The following is a 21,079-nucleotide window of genomic DNA, read 5'->3' as shown; positions in this document are numbered from 1 at the left end:
GGCGACACCTGCACCGCGGTGACCTTATATTCCGGGCAATTGGTCGCCCAATCGGAATTATCCGTCGTGACGACGTTGGTCTGGCACAGCGGGTGATGGAAGGTGGTGTAGACGACGCCGGGCGCGACGCGGTCGGTGATTTTCGCGCGTAGCGTCGTTTCGCCGGCGCGGCTTTGCACGCGCACCCAGTCGCCATCGCGCGCGCCGCGCATTTCGGCGTCCTGCGGATTGATCTCCAGCACGTCCTCGGGATGCCATTGGCTGTTGTCGGTGCGGCGGGTCTGCGCGCCGACATTATATTGCGAGAGGATGCGGCCCGTGGTGAGCAGGAGCGGGAATCGCGGACCCGAGCGCTCCTCGGTAGGAATATATTCTGTGATGACGAACTTGCCCTTGCCGCGCGCGAAACCGTCGATATGCATGATCGGCATGCCCTCGGGTGCGGCGTCGTTGCATGGCCATTGCACGGAGCCGACCTGTTCGAGCCGCGCGTAGGAGACATTCTTGAACGCCGGCGTCATGTGCGCGATCTCGTCCAGGATTTGGCTCGGGTGCGTGTATTTCCATTCGCAGCCCATCGCATTGGCGAGGAGCTGCGTCGCCTCCCAGTCGGCGTATTTCGCCTTGGGGCTCATCACACGCCGCACGCGCTGGATGCGGCGCTCGGCGTTGATGAAACAGCCGTCCTTTTCGAGAAAGCTCGCGCCCGGCAGCAGCACATGCGCGTAATTGGCCGTCTCGTTATGGAAGAGGTCTTGCACGACGACGCATTCCATCGCGCCGAGCCCGGCCGACACATGCTTGATGTCGGGGTCGGACTGCAAAATGTCCTCGCCCTGCACATAGAGGCCCTTGAACACGCCATCGATCGCCGCGTCGAACATATTGGGGATGCGCAGGCCCGGTTCGCCATCGAGCGGAACGCCCCATTCCTTTTCGAAGGCCTCGCGCACCTCGTCGGTCGCGACGTGGCGATAGCCGGGGAATTCATGCGGGAAGGAGCCCATGTCGCAAGAGCCCTGCACATTGTTCTGCCCGCGCAGCGGATTGACGCCGACGCCGCGTCGCCCGAGATTGCCGGTCGCCATCGCGAGATTGGCGATGGCCATCACCGTGGTCGAGCCCTGGCTGTGCTCGGTGACGCCGAGGCCGTAATAGATGGTGGCGTTGCCGCCGGTGGCGTAGAGACGCGCGGCGCCGCGCACGAGATGCGCGGGAACGCCGGTGAACTTCTCTACCGCCTCCGGGCTGTTGCTCTCCTCGCCGACGAAGGCGGCCCATTCCAAATACTCGTCCCAATCGCAACGCTCGCGCACGAAGGCCTCATTCACGAGCCCCTCTTTCACCACCACATGGGCGAGCGCGGTGACGATGGCGACATTGGTTCCGGGACGCAGCGGCAGATGGAAGGCGGCGTCGATATGGGGCGAGCGCACCAGCTCGGTGCGGCGCGGATCGACGACGATGAGCTTCGCGCCCTCGCGAATGCGGCGCTTGATCTGCGAGCCGACGACCGGATGCGCGTCGGTTGGATTGCAGCCGATGATGAGAATGACGTCGGCCTCGGCGACCGAGTCGAAATCCTGCGTGCCCGCCGATGTGCCGAAAGCCTGGCTCAAGCCATAACCGGTCGGCGAATGGCAGACGCGCGCGCAAGTATCGACATTATTATTGCCGAAGCCGCTGCGGATGAGCTTCTGCACCAGAAAGGTCTCCTCGCTGGTGCAGCGCGAGGAGGTGATGCCGCCGACGGCGAGCCGGCCGTATTTCGCCTGAATGCGCTTGAACTCGGAGGCGGCGTGGGAGATCGCCTCCTCCCAGGACACCTCGCGCCAAGGATCGGTGATCTTCTCGCGGATCATCGGGCTGGTCACGCGATCGCGATGCAGCGCATAGCCATAGGCGAAACGGCCCTTGATGCAGCTATGGCCGTGATTGGCCTTGCCGTCCTTCCAGGGAACCATGCGCACGATCTCCTCGCCGCGCATCTCGGCCTTGAAGGCGCAGCCGACGCCGCAATAGGCGCAGGTGGTGACGGCGGAATGCTCCGGCTGGCCGATGGCGACGACAGAATTCTCGGTGAGCGTCGCCGTCGGGCAGGCCTGCACGCAGGCGCCGCAGGAGACGCATTCCGACTCCATGAAGGCCTCGCCGGCGCCGGGCGAGACGCGGCTGTCGAATCCGCGTCCTTCGATCGTCAGCGCGAAGGTCCCCTGCACTTCCTGGCAAGCCCGCACGCAACGATTGCAGACGATGCATTTGGCCGGGTCATAGGTGAAATAGGGATTGGATTTGTCCTTGGGCTTCCAATCCTCGTTGCGGCGCCCCTCGCGGCGCGCCGTCACATGGTTGCGGCCGCCGCCATAGCGGACCTGGCGCAGGCTCACCGCGCCGGCCATGGACTGCAGCTCGCAATCGCCATTGGCGGCGCAAGTCAAGCAATCGAGCGGGTGATCGGAGATGTAGAGCTCCATGATTCCGCGGCGGATGGTGTCGAGCCGCGGCGAATAGGTCTTCACCGCAATGCCCGGCATGACCGGCGTCGTGCAGGAGGCGGAGAGATTGGCGCGCCCCTCGATCTCGATGAGGCAGAGGCGGCAGGAGCCGAAGGAATGGAGATTGTCGGAGGCGCAGAGCTTGGGGATATCGACGCCGATCTGCATCGCCGCGCGCATGATCGACGTGCCCTCGGGGACGGTGATCTGCGTCCCGTCGATCGTCAGCGTGACGTCCTTCTCCGAATGGGAGACCGGCGTGCCATAGTCGATTTCCTTGATCAGGCTCATTTTTCGGGTCCCCGCGCGCCGGACGGATTCGATGTAGTGATATTACATAACGGTATAGATACGGTCAGTCGGGTGGTTTTTGTCAATATCTCCGAATCGTCGGTCGATAGGCGGAGCCTATAGTCGCCGCCGCGGAGCCGCGGATACGCGCAGATGGCCCGAGCGGCGCGAAAATATATGGCCCTGATATATCGAGACAGACGATAGGAGCGTTCGGCGCTCTCTCGTTGCGGATGCGCCCCGTCGCGCGCTTCGGGACGGGAGCCCTCGCTTTTGCTCACGCAGGCGCCACGCGAAGGCCGGCGCCGCGGAGAATGCGGAGGATTACAAAGGCTAGAATTTGGCCTTGCGCGGCGAGGCCTTCGGTCTCTATGGTCGCTATCTATATAAGATGCATACATATCGTATGCGTCTTCCCTCCATCGCCGAAGGTCGAAAGGCCTTGTCCATGCCCTCGACGCGTCTCTTTGCTCGGAACCGCTTCCTCTGCGCGCTGCTGGCGCTGCTCGCGCTCGCAACCGCCCCCGCGCGCGCCGGCGAGACGCGCGAGATCACCGACATGGCCGGCCGCAAAATCGTCATACCGGCCGACCCTCGCCGCGTTTTCGGCGCGGCGCCGCCGGTCGCGGTGACGCTCTACGCCATAGCGCCGGAGCGGCTCATCGGCATCAATGTGCCGTTGCGCGGCGACGAGAAGTCCCTCTACCGCAAGGAGGCGGTCGATCTGCCCGTGCTCGGCAGCAATGCCGGCATGGGCCGCCAGCTCAATCTCGAGGAGATCGCGGCGATGCGCCCCGATCTCGTGATCGCCTGGCTCGGCTTCTATCAGGAGAAGGGCCAAGTCGAAGCGAGCTTCGCCAAGATCAACGTTCCTGTGATCTTCTTGAAGCTCGACACTCTGGACGATTATGCGGACGCCTTCGCCTTTCTCGGCCGTGTGTTCGGGCGCGAGGCGCAGGCGAATGAAATGGCCGCCTATATTCGCGACGCGCTGGCCCGCGTGCGCAAGGCCACCGCCGATATTCCGCCGGCCGAGCGGCTGCGCGTCTATTACGCCGAATCGCCGGACGGGCTCGCGACCGATTGCGACAAGAGCTTCCACACCGAGCCGATCCTCATCGCCGGCGGCGACAATATCTATCATTGCGAACAAACCTCGCATGTCGGCATGGAGAAGATCAGCGTCGAGCAGATCGTCGCGCTGAAGCCTTCGCTGATACTGACCCAAAACAAGGGTTTCATCGCGCTCGCCAAGGGCAGCGCTCTGTGGCGCAATGTGGAGGCGGTGAAGAATGGCCGCATCGTCGACGTGCCGCATGCGCCGTTCAATTGGCTCGATCGTCCGCCGAGCTATATGCGCGCGCTCGGCGTTCAATGGCTCGCCAATCTCTTTTATCCGGCGCGCTTTCCGCTCGATGTGAAGGCCGAGACGAAGAAATTCTACCGGCTCTTCCTCGGCGTCGATATTTCCGACGCCGATTTCTCGCGCATCATGGAGTGAGAGGCGATCTCGATGCGCCTCGCCCTCCTCCCATTCCTTCTGCTGGCGGTCGTTCTCGTCGCTTTGTCGGTCGGGCGCTATCCGCTCGCGCCGAGCGATATTCTCGGCTTTCTCGGCGCCTGCCTCGGCCTCGTCGATCTGCCGCCGGAGCGCTTCGATCTCCTGCGCAATCTCATCGTCGAAATCCGCCTGCCGCGTGTGCTGGCGGCGGGGCTCATCGGCGCGTCGCTCTCCGCCTCGGGCGCCTCCTTCCAGGCGGTGTTTCGCAATCCGCTGGTGTCGCCGGGCATTCTCGGCGTGCTGGGAGGGGCCGGCTTCGGCGCGGCGCTGGGCATTCTCTACTCCGGTGATTTTCTCACCATCCAGATTTCCGCCTTCGCCATGGGGCTCGTCGCCGTCGGCGTCGGCGTCCTCATCGCCAATCTCTTCGGCGCGGCGTCCATGGTGACGCTTGTGCTCGGCGGCATGATCTCCGGCGCGCTGTTCGCCTCGGCGCTGTCGCTCGTCAAATATGCCGCCGATCCTTACGACCAGCTGCCGGCCATCGTCTATTGGATGATGGGGAGCCTCGGCGCCGTCGATCTGAAGCAGCTGAAGGGCGCAGCGCCGGCGATCCTCATCGGCGTCGGCGCGCTGACGCTGGCTGGCCGGGCGCTGGACGCGCTCTCCATGGGCGACGACGAGGCGCGCTCGCTCGGCGTGCCGGTGCAGGCGACACGCTATGGCGTCATCGCCACGGCGACGCTGGTCTCCTCGCTCTCCGTCTCGCTGGCGGGCATGATCGGCTGGGTGGGGCTGGTCGTGCCGCATGTGGCGCGGCTCGCCATCGGGCCGACGAACAGCAAGCTGCTGCCGGCGAGCGCGCTGCTCGGCGCGAGCTTCCTCATCGCGGCCGATAGCGTCGCGCGCAATATCACACGCGCCGAGATCCCGATCGGCGTCGTCACCGAATTGCTCGGCATTCCGGTCTTTGTCCTGGTGCTCGGCCGGGCGCGGAGGGCCTGGGCGTGAGGCGGGAGGCGGTGGAGCGCCCGCTCTCCGACGAAGCGGGCCGGGGAAAGGGCCGGCCGTGAGAGAGCCCTCTCCTCGCCCCCGGCTCGAAGGCCTCGACCTGCATTTTTCGCGCGGCAAGCGGAGCGTGCTGGAGGGCGTGACGCTCGGCTTCGGCGCCGGCGAGATCCTCGCTCTGCTCGGCGCCAATGGCGCTGGAAAAAGCACTTTGTTCCGGCTGCTGCTCGGCTTTCTCTCGGCCAAGCGCGGCGAGGTTCGGCTCGACGGCGCGCCGCTGTCCTCTTTCTCGCGGCGTGAGATCGCCAGGCGCGTCGCCTATGTGCCGCAAGGCCATGTCACGCCTTTTCCCTATACGGTGCGCGAGGTGGTCATGCTCGGCCGCCTGCCGGAGACCGGGCTTTTGCGCGCGCCCCGCGCGCAAGATCGCGAGATCGTCGAGGGAATCATCGCGCGGCTCGGCATAGAGCGGCTGATCGACCGGCCCTATACGGAGATTTCCGGCGGCGAGCGGCAGCTCACCCTCATCGCCCGCGCGCTGGCGCAAGGCGCGCGCCTCCTGGTGATGGACGAGCCGGCGACGGGGCTCGACTATGGCTATCAGCTGCGCCTGATGCGGCATTTGTCCGATCTCTGCGCCGAGGGACATGGCGTGCTGGTCAGCACCCATCATCCCGAACATGCGATGCAGATCGCGACGCGCATCGCGATTCTGCACGAGGGCCGCATAGAGGCCGACGGGCCGCCGCAGGCGGTGGTGACGGCGGAGCGGATGCGCCGCCTCTATGGCGTCGCGGTCGAGGTGTTCGACGATCCCTTCGGCGCGCGCCGGCTCGCGCCCGTCGTCGGGCGAGCAACGAGCGAGGCCGATCGATGAAAATCTACATGGGCTTCGACGACACCGACGTCGTCGGCGCCAAAATCGGCACCGGCCGGCTGGTGCGGCTGTTCGAGCGCGAGCTGCCGGAGGGCGCGCGGCTCTGGGGCGCGCTGCGGCACCAATTGCTTCTCGATCCGCGCATTCCCTTCACCTCGCACAACAGCCCGGCCTGCGCCGTGGTGGAGATAGAGGACGAGGCCCTGCTCCCCGCGCTGGTCGCACGCGCGATCGCCCATATAGCGGAGCTCGCCAGCGAGGGCTCCGACCCCGGCCTCTGCGTCGCGCGCGAGACCGACGACCTCTCCGAAGCGATCGCATTCGGCCTCTCCTGCACCCATGAGATCGAGACGCAGGATCATGCGAGAGAGGTCGCCGCGCGCGCCGGAGTGGAGCTGCACGGTCTCGGCGGCACGAATGACGGAATCATCGGCGCGCTGGCGGCGGTCGGCCTCTCCGCCTATGGCTGGTGCGGCCGCTTCTTGGAATATGGCCGGCTGCGCCGCCTTCCCGATCCGATCTCGGTCGCGGCCCTCGCCGAGGCCGGCATAGAGGCGGTCGCGATCGACAAGCGCGCCCGCGCGCTCGACCCGCAATCGCTGATCCATACCGGCGGCTGGCTGTCGCCGCGGCTCTGGGGCGGCCGCGCCGTCGCGCCGATCGAGGAGCGCGACGACCGCCTCCTCGCCATCGGCAAGCGTCCGCGCGATGCGGAGGTCGCCGACTGATGCGCATCTTCATCGGCATGGACGACACCGACGGCGCCGGCTGGGCGACGAGCACGGCGCGGCTGGCGCGCGAATTCGGCGACACGCTCGCCGATGAGGCGCGCTTCGTCGGCTCGGTCGGCCATATGCTGTTTTCCGGCGTCGCGGCGACGACGAGCAACAAGGCTTCCTGCCTCGTCGTCGAGACCGAGCGAGCCGATGCGCTCGACGCGCTCCTCCAGCGCGCCGCCGCCTATGTCGAAGCACATGCCGCGCCGTCGAGCGCCCCCGGCGTCGTCGTCGCGGGCGAGGAGGCGGAACGGCTCGTCGACTTCGGCCGCGAGGCGAGCCGGCGCGAAATCCGCGGCGAGGAGATCGAAGGCGCGCTCGGCGGGCTGCGCATGGCCGGATTCGGCGCGCGCCGCGGCCTTATCGGCGCCGCCGCCGCAGTGGGGCTGACGGCGCGCGGATGGTCGGGCCGCTGGCTCGAATTCGGCGGCCTGCGCGGCTTCGAGCGCGCCGTGCAGGTTCGCGCGCTCGAGGCGCAGGGCCTGTTTCTCGTCTCGCTGGAGACGGACGCCGAGGCGCCGGCGCCCGACGATTGGGTGGACACGCATGGCTGGCTGCGGCCGCAGCTCGCCGCCGGGCGCGCCGTCCTGCCTTTGCGCCGCATCGGCGATGGAATGTGGACGACGGCGACCGTCGAGGCCGTGAAAAAATTTCGATAAGCGTGAATATTACATGCAATCTATATCACGTATCGTGACGTTATATGCGTCGTTTTGCCGTCACAATAGACTTGCCGTGTCAACCGCAGTTATTTAGGTAACGTTCTTACATCACGAATCGAGCGGCGGGCGAGCGGCGCGTCGGCCCGGGGCGGCGAAAGGCTGACAGCAATGACGATGTTTGCGCGCGACGGACGCGGCTCCTCCCTTCTCCTCGGCGGCGCGTCTTTCGTCGCATTGCTCGCCGTCGCCGATAGCGCGATCGCCGAGACCCTCACGACGCTGCCGGAAATCTCCATCGGAGCGGCGCCGGCCGCGCCGCAAAAAAAGCCCGAGAGCCCGATCATCGGCTCGGCCTCCGATAGCGCCACCGCCTATGCCGCGGACGCTCGCGGGCTCGATCTCGCCAGCGGCGGCGGCGGCTCCAATCCCATTCGCGGCATCTCCTGGCTGCCCTCGGTCGACGCGCCGGCGATCGATCCTTACGGCCTCGCCAATCTGCCGGGCGGCAATAAGGGCATTCGCATCCGCGGCGAGAACAGCCAGCACGGCAACAGCATCGGCACGGTGGACGGACTGCCGCTCTCCGGCATCAATCCCGGGCCGGGAGTCACCTGGCTCATCGACAATGAGAATCTGAGCAAGATCGTTCTGCATCAGGGCCCCATGCCCTCCGACGTGAATTCCTATTTCACCGTCACCGGCAGCTTCGACAGCCAGATCCGCTGGCCGGAGAAGAAGTTCGGCGGCGAGATCTCGCAGAGCGTCGGCTCCTTCTCCTTCCTGCGCACCTTCGCCCGCATCGACACCGGCGAGATTTTGAACGGCACGACCAAGGCTTTCGTCTCCGGCTCCTTCACCGACGCCGACAAATGGCGCGGCTCCGGCAAGGACCCGCAAGGCAAATCCGGCTTCGCCGTCGGCATAGACACCAATCCCGTCGACTGGCTGGAGGCGAAGCTATTCGTCGCCAAGAGCAGCCTCGACCAGCATAGCTACGACGGCCTCACCTATGCGCAAGCGAGCAATCTCGGCGCGTACCGCCGCTTCGACTTCGCCGCCATCCCCGGCAGCGTCCCGAGCGGGATGGTCAATTACTACGGCTATAATCTCCAGCACTTCGATTCCTGGACGGCGCTCTCCGAGATCACCATCAAGATCGACGAGTCGACGCGCGTCGTCGTCAAGCCCTATTATTTCCGCGAGGACGGCTATTATCTCGACGGAATGAACAATGGCAAAATCCGCAAATGGCTCATCGACCACGACATGTGGGGCGTGACGAGCGAATTGCAGACGCGCATTTTGGACACCGACGCCAAGCTCGGATACTGGCACGGCGTGCAGAATCTCCCCGGACCGCCGACGGCCTGGGAGATGTTCACGCCCAATGCGCTCGGCGGCCTCACCGGCGCGACCTGGCCGATTCTCTCGAGGCAGACGTCGCCGCACACATTCGACGCCGCCTATGGGCTCGCGAGCCGCGATTTCGGGCCGCTGCATGTGGAGGCCGGCGCGCGCTACATATGGGAGCGCATGGCGGGAATCGACGCCTATAATTCGAGCGGCATAGGCGATGTCTCCTATGACACGGCGCTGTCGCTCTCCCCTGGAACCATCGCCAATCGCAGCGTGACGCCTTTCACGATCGGCACTTCCCTGCCCTATGGCGCGCTCGGCTATCGGCTGACCGACGATCTGCTGCTGAAATTCAGCGGCGGCGGCGGCTATGGCGGGCCGGGCTATGACGCCTGGCCGGTGTTCCAGCAGAATTCGGCGACCTTCCTCGCCAAGGGATTGACCGCCGATCAGCTGTGGCGCTCGATCAAGCCGGAGACCTCGACGCAGCTCGATCTCGGTCTGCGCTGGTCCTTCGCCGGCGCCTATGGCGACGGCTATGTGGAGCCGACGATCTATTATTCGCGCAACCACAATAAGCTGGTCTCGTACGATCCCGGCATCGGCACGCAATATGGCTCCAATGTCGGCGAGAGCCAGAGCTATGGCGCGCAGGCGGTCGTGCATTATTCGCCGCTCGAGACAGTCGGCCTGTTCGCCTCGCTCGGCTATCAGCGCGCCGAATTCGTCGAAGACCTGCCCATCCTGCCCGGCGCCTCATCGACGATCTATTATTCGACGCGCGTGAAGGGCAAGCAATTGCCGGATGTGCCCTATTGGATTTCGACGATCGGCGGCGATCTGCGCATAGAGGAATTCACCATCACGCCGATCCTGCATATCGTCGGCTCGCGCGGCGGCGACACCTCCGGCTATCAGCCCATCGCCGGCTACTCCACTTTCGATCTCACCGTGAAATACGAGCATAAGATCGATTGGGGCACGCTGACCGCCAGCGTCACCTGCACGAACATGTTCGACACCGCCTATATCGGCCAGATCAGCAGCGGCTATTATCAGCAGACGTCGAGCAACGGCATCTACTTCCCCGGCGCGCCGCGCACCGTGCTGGCGAAGGTCGGCTTCAAATTCTAGACGGGAGCCCGACGCCGACGCGACCCGAGCCCGGCCTGCGCGTCGGCGAGAGGTTAAGACCCGCTTAACCATAGGTTGTATCGTTAAGCTTAACGCGATGGACCGCTTGCAAGGCTCCGCTTATGGTGCGGAAATCCTCGGTTCGGGTCGTTGCGAAGTGAAATCTGTGAAGCGTTTCCTGGGCGTGACGGCGCTCCTGGCTTTGGGCGCCCCGGAGGCGGCCTCGCCCGCCCGCGCATTCGATCTTTTCGGCCTCTTCGGCGCCGCCGAGGAGACGCCCGAGCCGAGCCGCGACGCCCTGCCCTATAGAATCGAATTCGCCGGCCTCGACGAGGCGGAGGGCCTCGCGCGCACTCTCCAGGATGTCTCCAACACTTGGCGGCTGCGGCTGCAGGCGCCGCCGACCGGCGCCGGGCTGGCGCGGCGCGTCGTCGCGGATTTCCCGCGCCTCGCCGAGGCTCTGTGGGCCAGCGGCTATTATGACGCGGTGATAAAAGCGACGATCGCCGGCGTCCCGGTGAGCCCGGACGGCCATGGCGCCGACTCCGCCGCCGCCGCGGCCGAGCGGCTGCGCGGCCAGGCGCTCGCGCCGATCCGCATCGAGATCGTCCCCGGCCCGCTGTTCCGCCTGCGCAATGTCGCCATTCTGGACGCCCGCAGCGGAAAGCCGCTCGACGAAGCGCTGCTCTCGAAAAAATCGCTGGAGCGCGACCCGGACGCGCCGGCGCGCGCCGCCGCCCTGCAATCCATGCAGACCGCCTGGATCGACGCGCTGCGCGCCAATTCCTATCCGCTCGCCAAGGTCGTCGCGGCGAAGCCGACCATTCTGCATCCCGAAACGGCGATGGATGTGGTCGTGACGATCGACCCCGGCCCGCGCGCGGGCATCGGCGCGGTGACGGCCAGCGGCTCGCCCGGCATAGACCCCGAGGTCATTCGCTCATTCATCTATCTCGAGGAGGGCGAGCCCTATAGTCCGCAGAAGCTCGCCGATCTGCGCAAATCCATCGGCCGGCTGGAGGCCGTCGGCTCGGTGAAGGTCGAGGACGGCGAGACGCTCGACGCGAACGGCAATCTGCCGATCTTCGTGCAGACGACCGAGCGCAAGCCTCATGCGCTGGGCGCGGACGCCTTCTTCTCCAATGTCGACGGGCCCGGGCTGCGCGCCTATTGGACCGACCGCAATCTCTTCGGCGGCGCCGAGCGGCTGCGCTTCGATGTCGAAGGCGGCCTCGCGCCCTTCGGCAGCTCGGCGACCTATCACGGCCTCTCGTCGATCCGCCTCAGCGACGTCATCGGCCGCGCCAAGGCGAGCTTCGTGAAGCCGGCGCTGTTCGGCTGGCGCGACGATCTGCTGCTCGACGCCGGCGTCGTGCGCGAGAAGACCGATTATTACTGGGCCTATTACGGGAACGCCTCGGCGGCGATCCGCCATCGCTTCAGCGATTCCGCCTCCGTGCAGGCAGGCCTCGAATTCGAGCGCGGGCACACATTCGACGCCTTCGGCCCGCATGATTATTCGCTGCTCGGCCTCCCGCTCTCCGCCAGCTACGACGGCACGAATGATCTTCTCGCGCCGACCAGCGGCTTTCGCGCCGTCGCCAATGTCACGCCCTATGTGAAGGCCTTCGGCGACAGCGTCGGCATGGTGCAATCGAAGACGCAGATCACCGGCTACAAATCGCTGGACGAGGACGGCTGGTATGTGCTCGCCGGCCGCATGGCCGCGGGCTCGATCGTCGGCGCGAGCATAGAGGATATTCCGGCGAGCCATCGCTTCTTCGCCGGCGGCGGCGGCTCGGTGCGCGGCTATCGCTATCGCTCGCTGAGCCCGGACGCCGGCCTCGGCTTCCCGGTCGGCGGACGCAGCCTGCTCGAAGGCTCGGCGGAAGCGCGCATAAAGGTGACGCGCGAGATCGGCGTGGTTCCCTTCTACGACATCGGCTCGGCCTTCTCGTCGCCGATCCCGGATTTCCACTCCTCGATGCGCTCCTCGGTCGGCGTGGGTCTGCGCTATTACACCGGCATCGGCCCCGTCCGCCTCGATGTGGCGACGCCGCTCGGCCGACGTCCCGGCGAGAACAAATTCGCGATCTTCATCGGCGTCGGGGAGTCGTTCTGACCATGGGCTTTCGTCTGCGCCGCATTCTCGGATACACGTTCGGCGTCCTGCTGCTGCTCGGCGTCGCGGGAACGCTGGCCTTGCGCATGCAAATCCGCGAGGGCAAGAGCTTTCTCGCCGATCTCGTCTCGCGCGCCGCCTCCTCGCCGGACATGAAAATCGACATCGGCGCCTTCGAGGACCCTATGTCGGCGCGCCCGCTGCTGCGCGACATTTCCATCGCCGATCGCGACGGCGTCTTTGCGAGGATCGACCGGATCGCCATCGACTGGTCTCCCTCCGCTCTTTTCGCTCTGCGCGTCGATGTGGAAAAGCTCGCCATAGGCGCGATCGACATCGCCCGCCGTCCGGCGCCGGCGCGCGCCGCAGCCGAGTCCAGCAAGAGCAGCGGCGGCTTTTCGCTCCCGAATCTTCCCGTCCGCATCCGGCTCGGCCGGCTGGCGCTGGATTCGCTGTCGCTCGCGGAACCCGTTCTCGGCGCCGCGGCGAAATTCGCCGCGACCGGCGAGGCCGCGCTCGACAATGGCGCGCGCCTCGCCTTGGACATTCGCCGGCTGGACGCGCCCGGCTCGATCGCCGCGAAAGCCGACATCGCGGCGGACGGAAGCAAGATCGCCCTTTCCGTCGCGGCGCAGGAGCCCGCGGGCGGCGCCATCGCCCGCCTCGCTTCGCTGCCCGGCCTGCCGCCGGTCGATCTCGCGCTGACCGGCGAAGGGCGGCTCGACGATTTCGCCGCCCGCCTCTCCGCCAAGGCCGGGGAGACGATCGGCGCCGAGGGCCGAGCCCGTCTCACCCGCAACGGCGCGGCGCGGCGGCTCGAATTCGATCTCGAAAACCGCCTCGCCCCGCTGCTGCCGGCGGCCGCCGCTCCGCTCTTCGAGGGAGCCACGCAGCTCGCCGGCGCCGTGACGCTGCGGGACGATGGCGCGCTCGCTGGCGACATCGCCATCCGCAGCGCGACGGCGTCGAGCGACGCTCCGCGCCCGCTCGATCTCGCGATAGCGCTGAAGGGCGTTCCGAAAGACGAGCGGATGACCGCGACGCTGAGCGGAACGCTGGCCGCTCCGGCCCTCGGCGCGCCCGCGTTGGAGAGGCTGCTCGGCCGCCGCCTCGCGCTCGGCGGCGCGGTCGCCTCGCTTCCCGGCGGCGGTCTGCGCTTCGAAGACCTCTCGCTGCGCGGCGAGCGTCTCGTCGCTAAGATCGACGGCGCGGCGATGCGCGAAGCGCTCGACATCGGCGCGATGATCGACATCGCCGATCTGCGCCCGATCGACCCGCGCCTCTCCGGCCGCGCCGAAATCTCGCTGAAAGCGACCGGCTCCGCCGACCGGCCGAACGCCGATTTCGACGCGCTGCTCGCCGACGCACGCCTCGACGGCCATGCGATCCAAAGGCTCGCGCTGCATGGCGCCGCGCGCGATCTCACCGGTGCGCTCATCGCCACCGCGACGCTCGACGGCGCGATCGACGGCGCCCCGGCGCGCGGAAAATTGAATGCGCGCAAGGACGCCGGCTGGACCATCGACGGTCTCGATCTCGCCATCGGCCGCGCTGCGCTGAGAGGCGCGCTCACGCTCGACGCGCAGAGCCTCGCCAGCGGGCGCCTCTCGCTCGTCGCGCCCGATCTCAACGATCTTTCCGCGCTCGCCTTGCGCAAGCTGTCCGGCGCGCTGCGGGCGGACATCTCCTTCGACGCGGAGCATGGCGCGCAGAATGTGACGATCGACGCGCAGGGAACACGCATTCGCGCCGCCGACGCCGCCATCGAGAGGCTGAGCGCCAAGCTCGCCGGCCGTGATCTCTTGCGTCGCCCCGCGCTCGACGGAAGCGTCACGGTGGATGCGGCCCGCGTCGCCGGCAAGACGATCTCCAAGGCGCGCCTCACCGCCGCGCCCGCCGGCGCCGCGACCGCTCTGGACCTCACTGTCGATGCGGAGGGCTTCGCCATCGCCAGCCGCTCCGTGCTGACGCCGGGCGAGCGGACGCGGCTCGACATTCAGTCGCTCTCCGCGCAACGCGCCGGCAAGCGCATCGCGCTCGCCGCGCCCGCGAGCGTCACGCTCGGCGGCGGCGCGGTGGAGCTGAAGGGCCTCGCCTTCGCGGTCGGCGCCGGCCGGCTCGACCTGGACGGAACGATCGGCGAGCGGCTCGATCTGACCGCGAGAGCGCGCGCCATTCCGCTCTCCATCGCCTCCATCGCCGACGCCAGCCTCGCGCTCGACGGGGTGCTCGACGCGGAGGCGCGCATCGGCGGCGCCAAGAAAGCGCCGACCGGCGACTGGAAAATAAAGATCGCCAAGCTGTCCGCGCCGCAATTGCGCAGCAACGGCCTGCCGCCGCTCGACCTCGCCGCGCATGGCGCGCTCGCCGGCGCGCGCACGAGCCTCGACGCCGACATAGCGCTCGGCTCCGGCGGACATTTCATCATCGCCGGCTCGGCGCCGATCGACGCCACCGGCGCGCTGGATTTGAAAGTGAAGGGCGAGGCCGACGCCAAGCTCGCCGACACCGCGCTCTCCGCCAATGGCCAGAGCCTGCGCGGCAAGGCCAATGTCGATCTGCGCATCGCCGGCTCCGTCTCGGCGCCGGCGCTCGAGGGCGGCGTCACGTTGACGAACGGCTCCTTCTCCGACCCGCTGAACGGCGTCTATCTCGATCACATCGACGCCAAGCTCGACGGCCACGGACGCGAGATCGCCATCACGCGGCTCACCGCTCTCACCAAGAATGGCGGGCAGATCGCCGCCACCGGCCATATCGCCGTCGAGCCGCAGGCCGGAATGCCCGGCGCCATTCTCGTCAAAGCCAAAAATGCGCAGCTCGTCAGCAGCGATCTCGTGTCCGCCACGGCCGATCTCGATCTGAGCATAAGCGGCGCTCTGGCGCGTGCGGCGAAGGTCTCCGGCCGGGTGACGCTGACGACGATGGAGGTGAATGTCCCCGAGCGCCTGCCCGCCTCCTTCCAGGCGCCGCGCGGCGCCGTGCATGTTTCGCCACGCGCTTTCGCCAAGGAGATGCTGGCGCTGGAAGCCAAGGAGAAAGCCCGCGCCGCCAAGCGCTCGCCCTTCGATGCGGCGATCGATCTCACCGTCGCCGCGCCCAATCGCATTTTCGTGCGCGGCCGCGGCATAGACGCGGAATTCGGCGGCGAGCTGAAGCTGAGCGGCGGGATTCAGAAGCCCGTCGTCAACGGCGCTTTCGATCTGCGCCGCGGCAAGCTGCAATTGCTGACGCAGCGCATCGACATCACACGCGGAAAATTGAGCTTCGCGGGCGGCCTCGTTCCGCAGCTCGATTTCACCGCCGAGACGACGGCGAGCGACGTCACCGCGAAGATCGGCGTCTCCGGACCCGCTTCGCTGCCGAGCTTCTCCTTCTCCTCGACGCCGGAGCTGCCGCAGGACGAGGTTCTCTCGCGCCTGCTCTTCGCCAAGGCGTCGGGCTCGCTGTCGGCCTTTCAGGCGGTGCAGCTCGCCACCGCTCTGGCGCAATTCTCCGGCGCAGGAACCGGCGTCGACGCATTCGAGAAAATGCGCAAGGCGCTCGGCGTCGATTCGCTCGATCTCGAGGCCGGCGGCTCCAGCGGCCCGACGGTCGGCGCCTCGCGCTATATCTCCGACAATATCAGCGTCGGCGTGCGCACCGGCGCCAAGCCCGAGCAGACCGCCGTCAGCGTCGGCGTGGACGTCACCAAGAATGTCCGCGTGAAGGGCGAGACCAAGGTCGACGGCAAATCCTCCGTCGGCGTCGGCGTCGAATGGGAATATTGACAGGACGACGCCTCGACGAAGCGCTTTCCTCTCCTTCATCCTGAGGAGGCCTCGCAGAGGCCGCCTCGAAGGACGAAGGAGAGGAAAGCGCGTCATGCGTCGTCTTTCGAGGCCAGATTTCCGAGGCCGGATTTTCGCGACCGATCTGCCGTCATTCCACTCGCGGCCTCGTTCCGCTATATTGCCATCAGAAACTCATTCCACCCGAAAGGCCGCGAATATGCTCGAACGGCTCGTCGCGCGCGCGGCGCAATTGCCCGCCTATGGGGAATTGCGCTGGCACGCCAATCATGCCTCCCGCATCATGATGCGCAAGGGCGTGCTGCTCGCCAATGGACGCTCGCGCGACGGCGGCGTCTCGGCGCGCCTCTATCATAACGGCGCCTTCGGCTTCGCCGCCGCGCCGGCCGATGACGAGACGAGCCTTGCCGCCGTCATCGCCACCGCCAAGGACAACGCCGAATTCGCCGGCGGCCATGCCGCCAGCGGCGGGCTCTCCACCGCGGCCGGAAGCGGAAGCTATGATTATCGCAGCAAGCGCGCGCCGCTCTCGGCCGAGCAGCGCGTCGATATCGTGCGGCGGCTCGACGAGGCGATCCGCGCCCGCTATCCGGGTCTCGTCAATGTCGACATCTCGCTGTCCAGCCATGCGAGCGAGAAAATTCTCGCCAATAGCGACGGCGCCGCGACCTGTTCCTTCGTGCCGCGCGCGGCGCTGGTCGTTTCCATGAGCGTCGCCGCCAATGACGGAATCGTCGAGCTTCATGACATTCTCGGCGGCTTCGGCGAGATAGAGGACCAGTCCTTCGACGAGGCGACGCTCGCGCCCTGGCTCGAGGAGCTGCACGAGAATTTGCGGCGCAAGGCCGAGGGCGGCCAATGCGAGGCCGGCGATCACGACGTCGTGCTCGACGCGGCGCTCGCCGGCATTCTCGCCCATGAGGCGATCGGCCATACATGCGAGGCCGATCTCGTGCTCGCGGGCTCGGTCGCCGGCGATCATCTCGGCGAGCTGGTGGCGAGCGAGAAGATCACGCTCGGCGATTATGGCGGACGCGGGCCGGATGGCAAATCCTCCTTCGCCATTCATGTCGATGACGAAGGCACGCCCTGCCGCGACGTCGCCATCATAGAAAATGGCGTGCTGAAAAACTTTCTGCACAGCAAGCGCACCGCCCAAATGCTGGGCGCGGAGCCGGCCGGCAATGCGCGCGCCTTCTCCTTTCAGGACGAGCCGCTGGTGCGCATGCGCAACACCTGCATCGCCAAGGGAAGCGACAAGCTCGCCGACATGATCGGCGCGATCGAGCGCGGCTATTATCTGAAGCGCTCCACCAATGGGCAGGCGGACGCCACCAGCGAATTCATGTTCGGCGTCAATTGCGGCTATGAGATAAGAGACGGCAAGCTCGGCCGCGCCATTCGCGACACGACGATCTCCGGCGTCGCCTTCGACATGCTGAAGAGCGTCACCCATGTGGGCGATGATTTTCATTGGTCGGCGGGCGGCGGCTGGTGCGGCAAGAAGCAGCCGATCGCGGTCGGCATGGGCGGCCCTTCGATCAAATGCCGCATCACTCTGGGAGGACGCGGATGAGCGCGCCCACGGACGATTTCCTCGACCAGATTCTCGCCAGAGCGAAAGACGCCGGCGCCACGGCGGCGCAGGCGCTCACCAATCGCACGCGCTATTTCGAGATCGAATTCGATCATCGCAGCGTCGATCTCGTCCGCTCGACGGAAAACGAGACGACGACGATCACTCTGTTCCGCGACGGCAAGCGCGGCGGCGCGACGCTCAACGGCCGCCGGCCGGAGGAGGTGGAGGCGGCGATCGCCGCCGCGGCCACGGCGGCCGAGGCGGGCGTCGCCGATCCCGCCAACGACATCGCCGACGCGCCCTCCCTGCCGCCCGGCGATCACGGCCCTTTGGCGCCGGACCGCGCCGCCATGCGCGCGCAGGTCGATGAGTTTCTGGCGAGCCTGCCCGCGCGCCATCCGCTGCTGCGGCTGCGCGACAGTCTCTACACATTCACCGATCAGGAGACCGAATTCGCCAATTCGCGCGGCCTGCGCCAGCGCGAGCGGCGTGGCCGTCATGGTTTTCGCGCCATGTTCATGGCCAAGGACGGACCGCTCACCACCTCTTTCAACGCCGTGGGCGGGAGCGCCTTCTCGCCCTTCCCCTCGCTCTACGAGGCCGCCGGCGTCGGGCGGCTGATGGCGGAATGCGAGCGCTCGCTGGAGCGCCGGCCGGTCGCGGGAAAATTCGTCGGCGATGTGATCGTCACGCCGCATTGCCTCACCGGGCTGCTGCCCTCGATCGCCGGCGCGCTCGCCGGCCCGGCGCTGCTCGCCGGCTCCTCGCCCTATAAGGACAAGCGCGGCGAGCGCATCGCCAGCCCGCTGTTCTCGCTCGACAACGCCCCGCGCTCCGCGGATTTCGCGGAAGGCGCGGATTTCGATGAATTCGGCGTGCCGACGCGCGATCTGCCGATCATCGAGGATGGCGTGCTGAAGGATTTCCTCGTCGGCTATTTCTTCTCGCGCAAGCTCGGCATGGCGCAGACGGCGGGCGTGCGCAACAGCCGCGTGCGGCCGGGCGAGACGGGCGTCGCCGAGATGATCGCCGGGGTGAAGCGCGGAATTTTGCTCTCGCGCTTCTCCGGCGGCGCGCCCAATGACAATCTGGATTTTTCTGGAATCGCCAAAAACTCGTTCTATATCGAGGATGGCGAGGTGCGGCACGCCGCGAGCGAGACCATGGTGAGCGGGAATTTCCAACAATTGCTGCAGGATATTCACGCCGTCTCGAAGGAGGTCGTGAATTTCGGCGATTGCGCCTATCCTTTCGTCGCCGCCTCGGGCGTGACCATTTCATCGAAATGAGGAGCCGGCGCCGCCGATGGCTGGAGGGAGTTTCTTGGTCTATCGCCGCTGGTTTTCCGGTCCGGGATTCGGCCCTCGCGCCTTCGGCCTCGCGGCGGTGGCGGCCGCCCTGGCGCTCGACCAGGCCCATAAGTTCTGGATGCTGAACGTCTTCGACATCGGCCTGCGCCAGCCGATCCGCCTCACCTCTTTTCTCGACCTCGTGCTGTCGTGGAATTTCGGCGTCTCCTATTCCCTGCTCTCCTCGCAGACCGGAGCGACGCGCGCGCTGCTGGTGGCCTTTCAATTGTCGATCGTCGGCTGCCTCGCCTATTGGCTGTGGCGGGCTCCGCGGCGGCTGACGGCGGCCGGGCTCGGCCTCGTCATGGGCGGCGCGCTCGGCAATGTCGCGGACCGGCTCACGCGCGGGGCGGTGGCGGATTTCTTCTTCTTTCACACGGCATTGCCGGTGGGGCCGCTGGCCAATTACGTGTTCAATGTGGCCGATGCGGCGATTTTTCTCGGGGTCGTCCTGCTGCTGCTCGAGAGCTTTCGCCCCGGAGCCGCGCGGTCGACGCCCGCCGCTGGTTAGGCTCGGGCGACGATTTCGGCTGGCCCGGAGGCGCGCGCGCCTCTAAAATGCCAATAAGCAGGCCGTAACAATGCGGCTCTGGGAATCGCGCGCGCTTCGGCACGGGGCCGCGCCCATGGGAGGAGATCTGGGCGATGAAACGGGCGACAGCCTCTCTGCACCCGGCGCCGGCATGTTTCGGGCTCGCGCTCGTCCTTCTCGGCGGCGCCGGCGTCGCGCCGGCCGCGGCCTATGACGACAAATCGACGGTCACATCCGTCCTCGGCTTCATCGGCGTCTATTCGGACGACGAGGAAAATCAGAAGATCGTCTTCCGCGAGCATCCCAAGCTCGTCGTGCCGCCCAATCGCCAGGGGCTTCCCTCGCCGCAGGCGGAGACCGAGCGCCCCGCCTCCTGGCCGGTCGATCAGGAGGTCGCCCGGCGCAAGGGCGGCCAGGCGCCGGCGCGCCAGCCCGGCCTCAACGAGAACACCAATGTCGCCGGCTCGAAGAACGGCGAGCACGACGGCGCGCGCAAATGTCTCGTCGCGGCCTCGGACGGCCATTGCACGATCACGACCGACGCCGACGAGCCGGGCGCCGCCACCGGCCCGAAGACCCGCGGCGCCGGCGAGTCCTCGACGCGCTCCTATCTGACGGAGCCGCCGCCGGCCTATCGCCAGAAGGTCGCCGGCGGCAAGGGCGCGAAGGAAGCAGAGGAAAAGCCCGGCTGGACCAATCCGATCGGCATGATCGGCAGCCTTTTCGGCGGCTCCTGAGCCGCCGATCCGGCGCCCCGCCGCTCAGCCGCCGCTCAGCACGATGCGGCGATGCGTCGGCTGCAGCGGGCGGGCGTTCATCGGGAACAATGTCTTGAAGGCGTCTATGTCCGCCTGCGCCACCGTCACCGGCTCGGCGAAGACATTCCAATGCACCACTTCCGAGCAGGGCGGCGTCGTCAGCGAGCCCTCGTAGCGGAAGAATTTCTTGCCCTTGGGCAGCAGAGGGGAGGCGTCGAGAGGCGCCTTCAGCACGGTCTTGCCCTCCTCCTTCGGCGCGGCGGCCATCACCGCGGATAGCGCCTTGTTGGGCGCGCCGGCGACGAGGAAGGAGCCGACCACCAGAAGATCGCCATTGTCGCCGGCATGGACGAAATGCGCCTCCATGGCCAGGCGCTTGCCGCCGAGGGCGTGCTCGCTCGGCGTGTGAAAATGGAATTGCTTCAACTCGAACTTGCGGCGGTCGAGCTCGGCGACGCCCCCGCCGGCGGCGCCGTTGGCCTGGATCGTATGGCCATTGTTGACGATTTCGTAAGCCTGCGGCTTCCAGCCGAGCTTGGGCGGACGAATGTCGGCTTTCACCGTATCGGCGAGATCGATCGGCGATTGCTCCCCGCCGAGCGAGCAGGCCTTGGCCGTCTCGTCATGCGCGCCCCAATGCTGCGCATCGTCATAGGTCCAATGCGCCCCCTCGGCCCGGGCCGCCGCGGCGCAGAGCGGACAGGCGGCGAGGCCGGCCAGAAAAGAACGTCTCGTGAAATCCATGCGATCCCCCTTGCGGCCGTCGTTTCGCGCCTGCGCGCCGACGACTCGATCGCGATAATGCCTGCGCGGCTCGACCACGGCAACGCTGGCGGCGTGCGCGCGGC

At 67.0% G+C, this 21,079-nt stretch carries 14 protein-coding genes; 12 read left to right on the top strand and 2 right to left on the bottom strand.

Annotated features, from left to right (window positions below; genetic code table 11):
* The coding region (fdhF, locus tag VIF40_RS16965; protein WP_331938696.1) for a formate dehydrogenase subunit alpha at nucleotides 1-2,786 on the bottom strand (2,786 nt) is incomplete at its 3' end.
* Nucleotides 2,787-3,234: 448 nt separating this feature from the next.
* Between fdhF and VIF40_RS16960 the strand changes: the two genes are divergently transcribed.
* The 12 genes from VIF40_RS16960 to VIF40_RS16905 all read left to right on the top strand — a co-directional run bounded on the left by VIF40_RS16960 (nucleotide 3,235) and on the right by VIF40_RS16905 (nucleotide 20,210).
* Nucleotides 3,235-4,287 (top strand): ABC transporter substrate-binding protein, encoded by a 1,053-nt coding sequence (locus VIF40_RS16960; RefSeq protein ID WP_331938695.1) that lies wholly within the window; start codon nucleotides 3,235-3,237, stop codon nucleotides 4,285-4,287.
* A 12-nt stretch (nucleotides 4,288-4,299) separates the two neighbouring features.
* Nucleotides 4,300-5,298 carry an iron ABC transporter permease gene (locus VIF40_RS16955; protein ID WP_331938694.1) on the top strand — a complete coding sequence of 333 codons (999 nt, stop codon included), beginning with the start codon at nucleotides 4,300-4,302 and terminating at the stop codon, nucleotides 5,296-5,298.
* Between the two features lie 58 nt (nucleotides 5,299-5,356).
* The gene (locus VIF40_RS16950; protein WP_331938693.1) at nucleotides 5,357-6,172 is read left to right on the top strand and encodes an ABC transporter ATP-binding protein; all 816 of its coding nucleotides are present in this window, start codon (nucleotides 5,357-5,359) and stop codon (nucleotides 6,170-6,172) included.
* Nucleotides 6,169-6,900: a hypothetical protein gene (locus tag VIF40_RS16945; protein ID WP_331938692.1), complete on the top strand. Its 732-nt coding sequence runs from the start codon at nucleotides 6,169-6,171 to the stop codon at nucleotides 6,898-6,900. The genes VIF40_RS16950 and VIF40_RS16945 overlap by 4 nt, the downstream gene beginning before the upstream one ends.
* Nucleotides 6,900-7,607 (top strand): hypothetical protein, encoded by a 708-nt coding sequence (locus tag VIF40_RS16940; protein WP_331938691.1) that lies wholly within the window; start codon nucleotides 6,900-6,902, stop codon nucleotides 7,605-7,607. Before VIF40_RS16945 ends, VIF40_RS16940 begins: the two co-directional genes overlap by 1 nt.
* A 171-nt stretch (nucleotides 7,608-7,778) precedes the next feature.
* Nucleotides 7,779-10,100 (top strand): TonB-dependent receptor, encoded by a 2,322-nt coding sequence (locus VIF40_RS16935; RefSeq protein WP_331938690.1) that lies wholly within the window; start codon nucleotides 7,779-7,781, stop codon nucleotides 10,098-10,100.
* Nucleotides 10,101-10,266: 166 nt separating this feature from the next.
* The gene (locus VIF40_RS16930; protein ID WP_331938689.1) at nucleotides 10,267-12,222 is read left to right on the top strand and encodes an autotransporter assembly complex protein TamA; all 1,956 of its coding nucleotides are present in this window, start codon (nucleotides 10,267-10,269) and stop codon (nucleotides 12,220-12,222) included.
* 2 nt (nucleotides 12,223-12,224) lie between these two features.
* Nucleotides 12,225-15,992 (top strand): translocation/assembly module TamB domain-containing protein, encoded by a 3,768-nt coding sequence (locus VIF40_RS16925; protein WP_331938688.1) that lies wholly within the window; start codon nucleotides 12,225-12,227, stop codon nucleotides 15,990-15,992.
* A 220-nt stretch (nucleotides 15,993-16,212) separates the two neighbouring features.
* Nucleotides 16,213-17,589, top strand: a complete 1,377-nt coding sequence (locus VIF40_RS16920) for a TldD/PmbA family protein (RefSeq protein ID WP_331938687.1) — start codon at nucleotides 16,213-16,215, stop codon at nucleotides 17,587-17,589.
* On the top strand, nucleotides 17,586-18,881 hold the full coding sequence (locus VIF40_RS16915; protein ID WP_331938686.1) for a TldD/PmbA family protein: 1,296 nt from the start codon (nucleotides 17,586-17,588) through the stop codon (nucleotides 18,879-18,881). The genes VIF40_RS16920 and VIF40_RS16915 overlap by 4 nt, the downstream gene beginning before the upstream one ends.
* A gap of 16 nt (nucleotides 18,882-18,897) precedes the next feature.
* The gene (gene lspA / locus VIF40_RS16910; RefSeq protein ID WP_331938685.1) at nucleotides 18,898-19,452 is read left to right on the top strand and encodes a signal peptidase II; all 555 of its coding nucleotides are present in this window, start codon (nucleotides 18,898-18,900) and stop codon (nucleotides 19,450-19,452) included.
* Nucleotides 19,453-19,586: 134 nt separating this feature from the next.
* On the top strand, nucleotides 19,587-20,210 hold the full coding sequence (locus VIF40_RS16905) for a hypothetical protein (RefSeq protein ID WP_331938684.1): 624 nt from the start codon (nucleotides 19,587-19,589) through the stop codon (nucleotides 20,208-20,210).
* A gap of 24 nt (nucleotides 20,211-20,234) precedes the next feature.
* Here VIF40_RS16905 and VIF40_RS16900 read toward each other — a convergent pair whose 3' ends face one another.
* Nucleotides 20,235-20,975: a carbonic anhydrase family protein gene (locus VIF40_RS16900; protein WP_331938683.1), complete on the bottom strand. Its 741-nt coding sequence runs from the start codon at nucleotides 20,973-20,975 to the stop codon at nucleotides 20,235-20,237.
* Nucleotides 20,976-21,079 lie beyond the last annotated feature (104 nt).

Source organism: Methylosinus sp. (assembly GCF_036560965.1).
GTDB lineage: Bacteria > Pseudomonadota > Alphaproteobacteria > Rhizobiales > Beijerinckiaceae > Methylosinus.
This window is presented reverse-complemented; position numbering and strand designations above follow the sequence as displayed.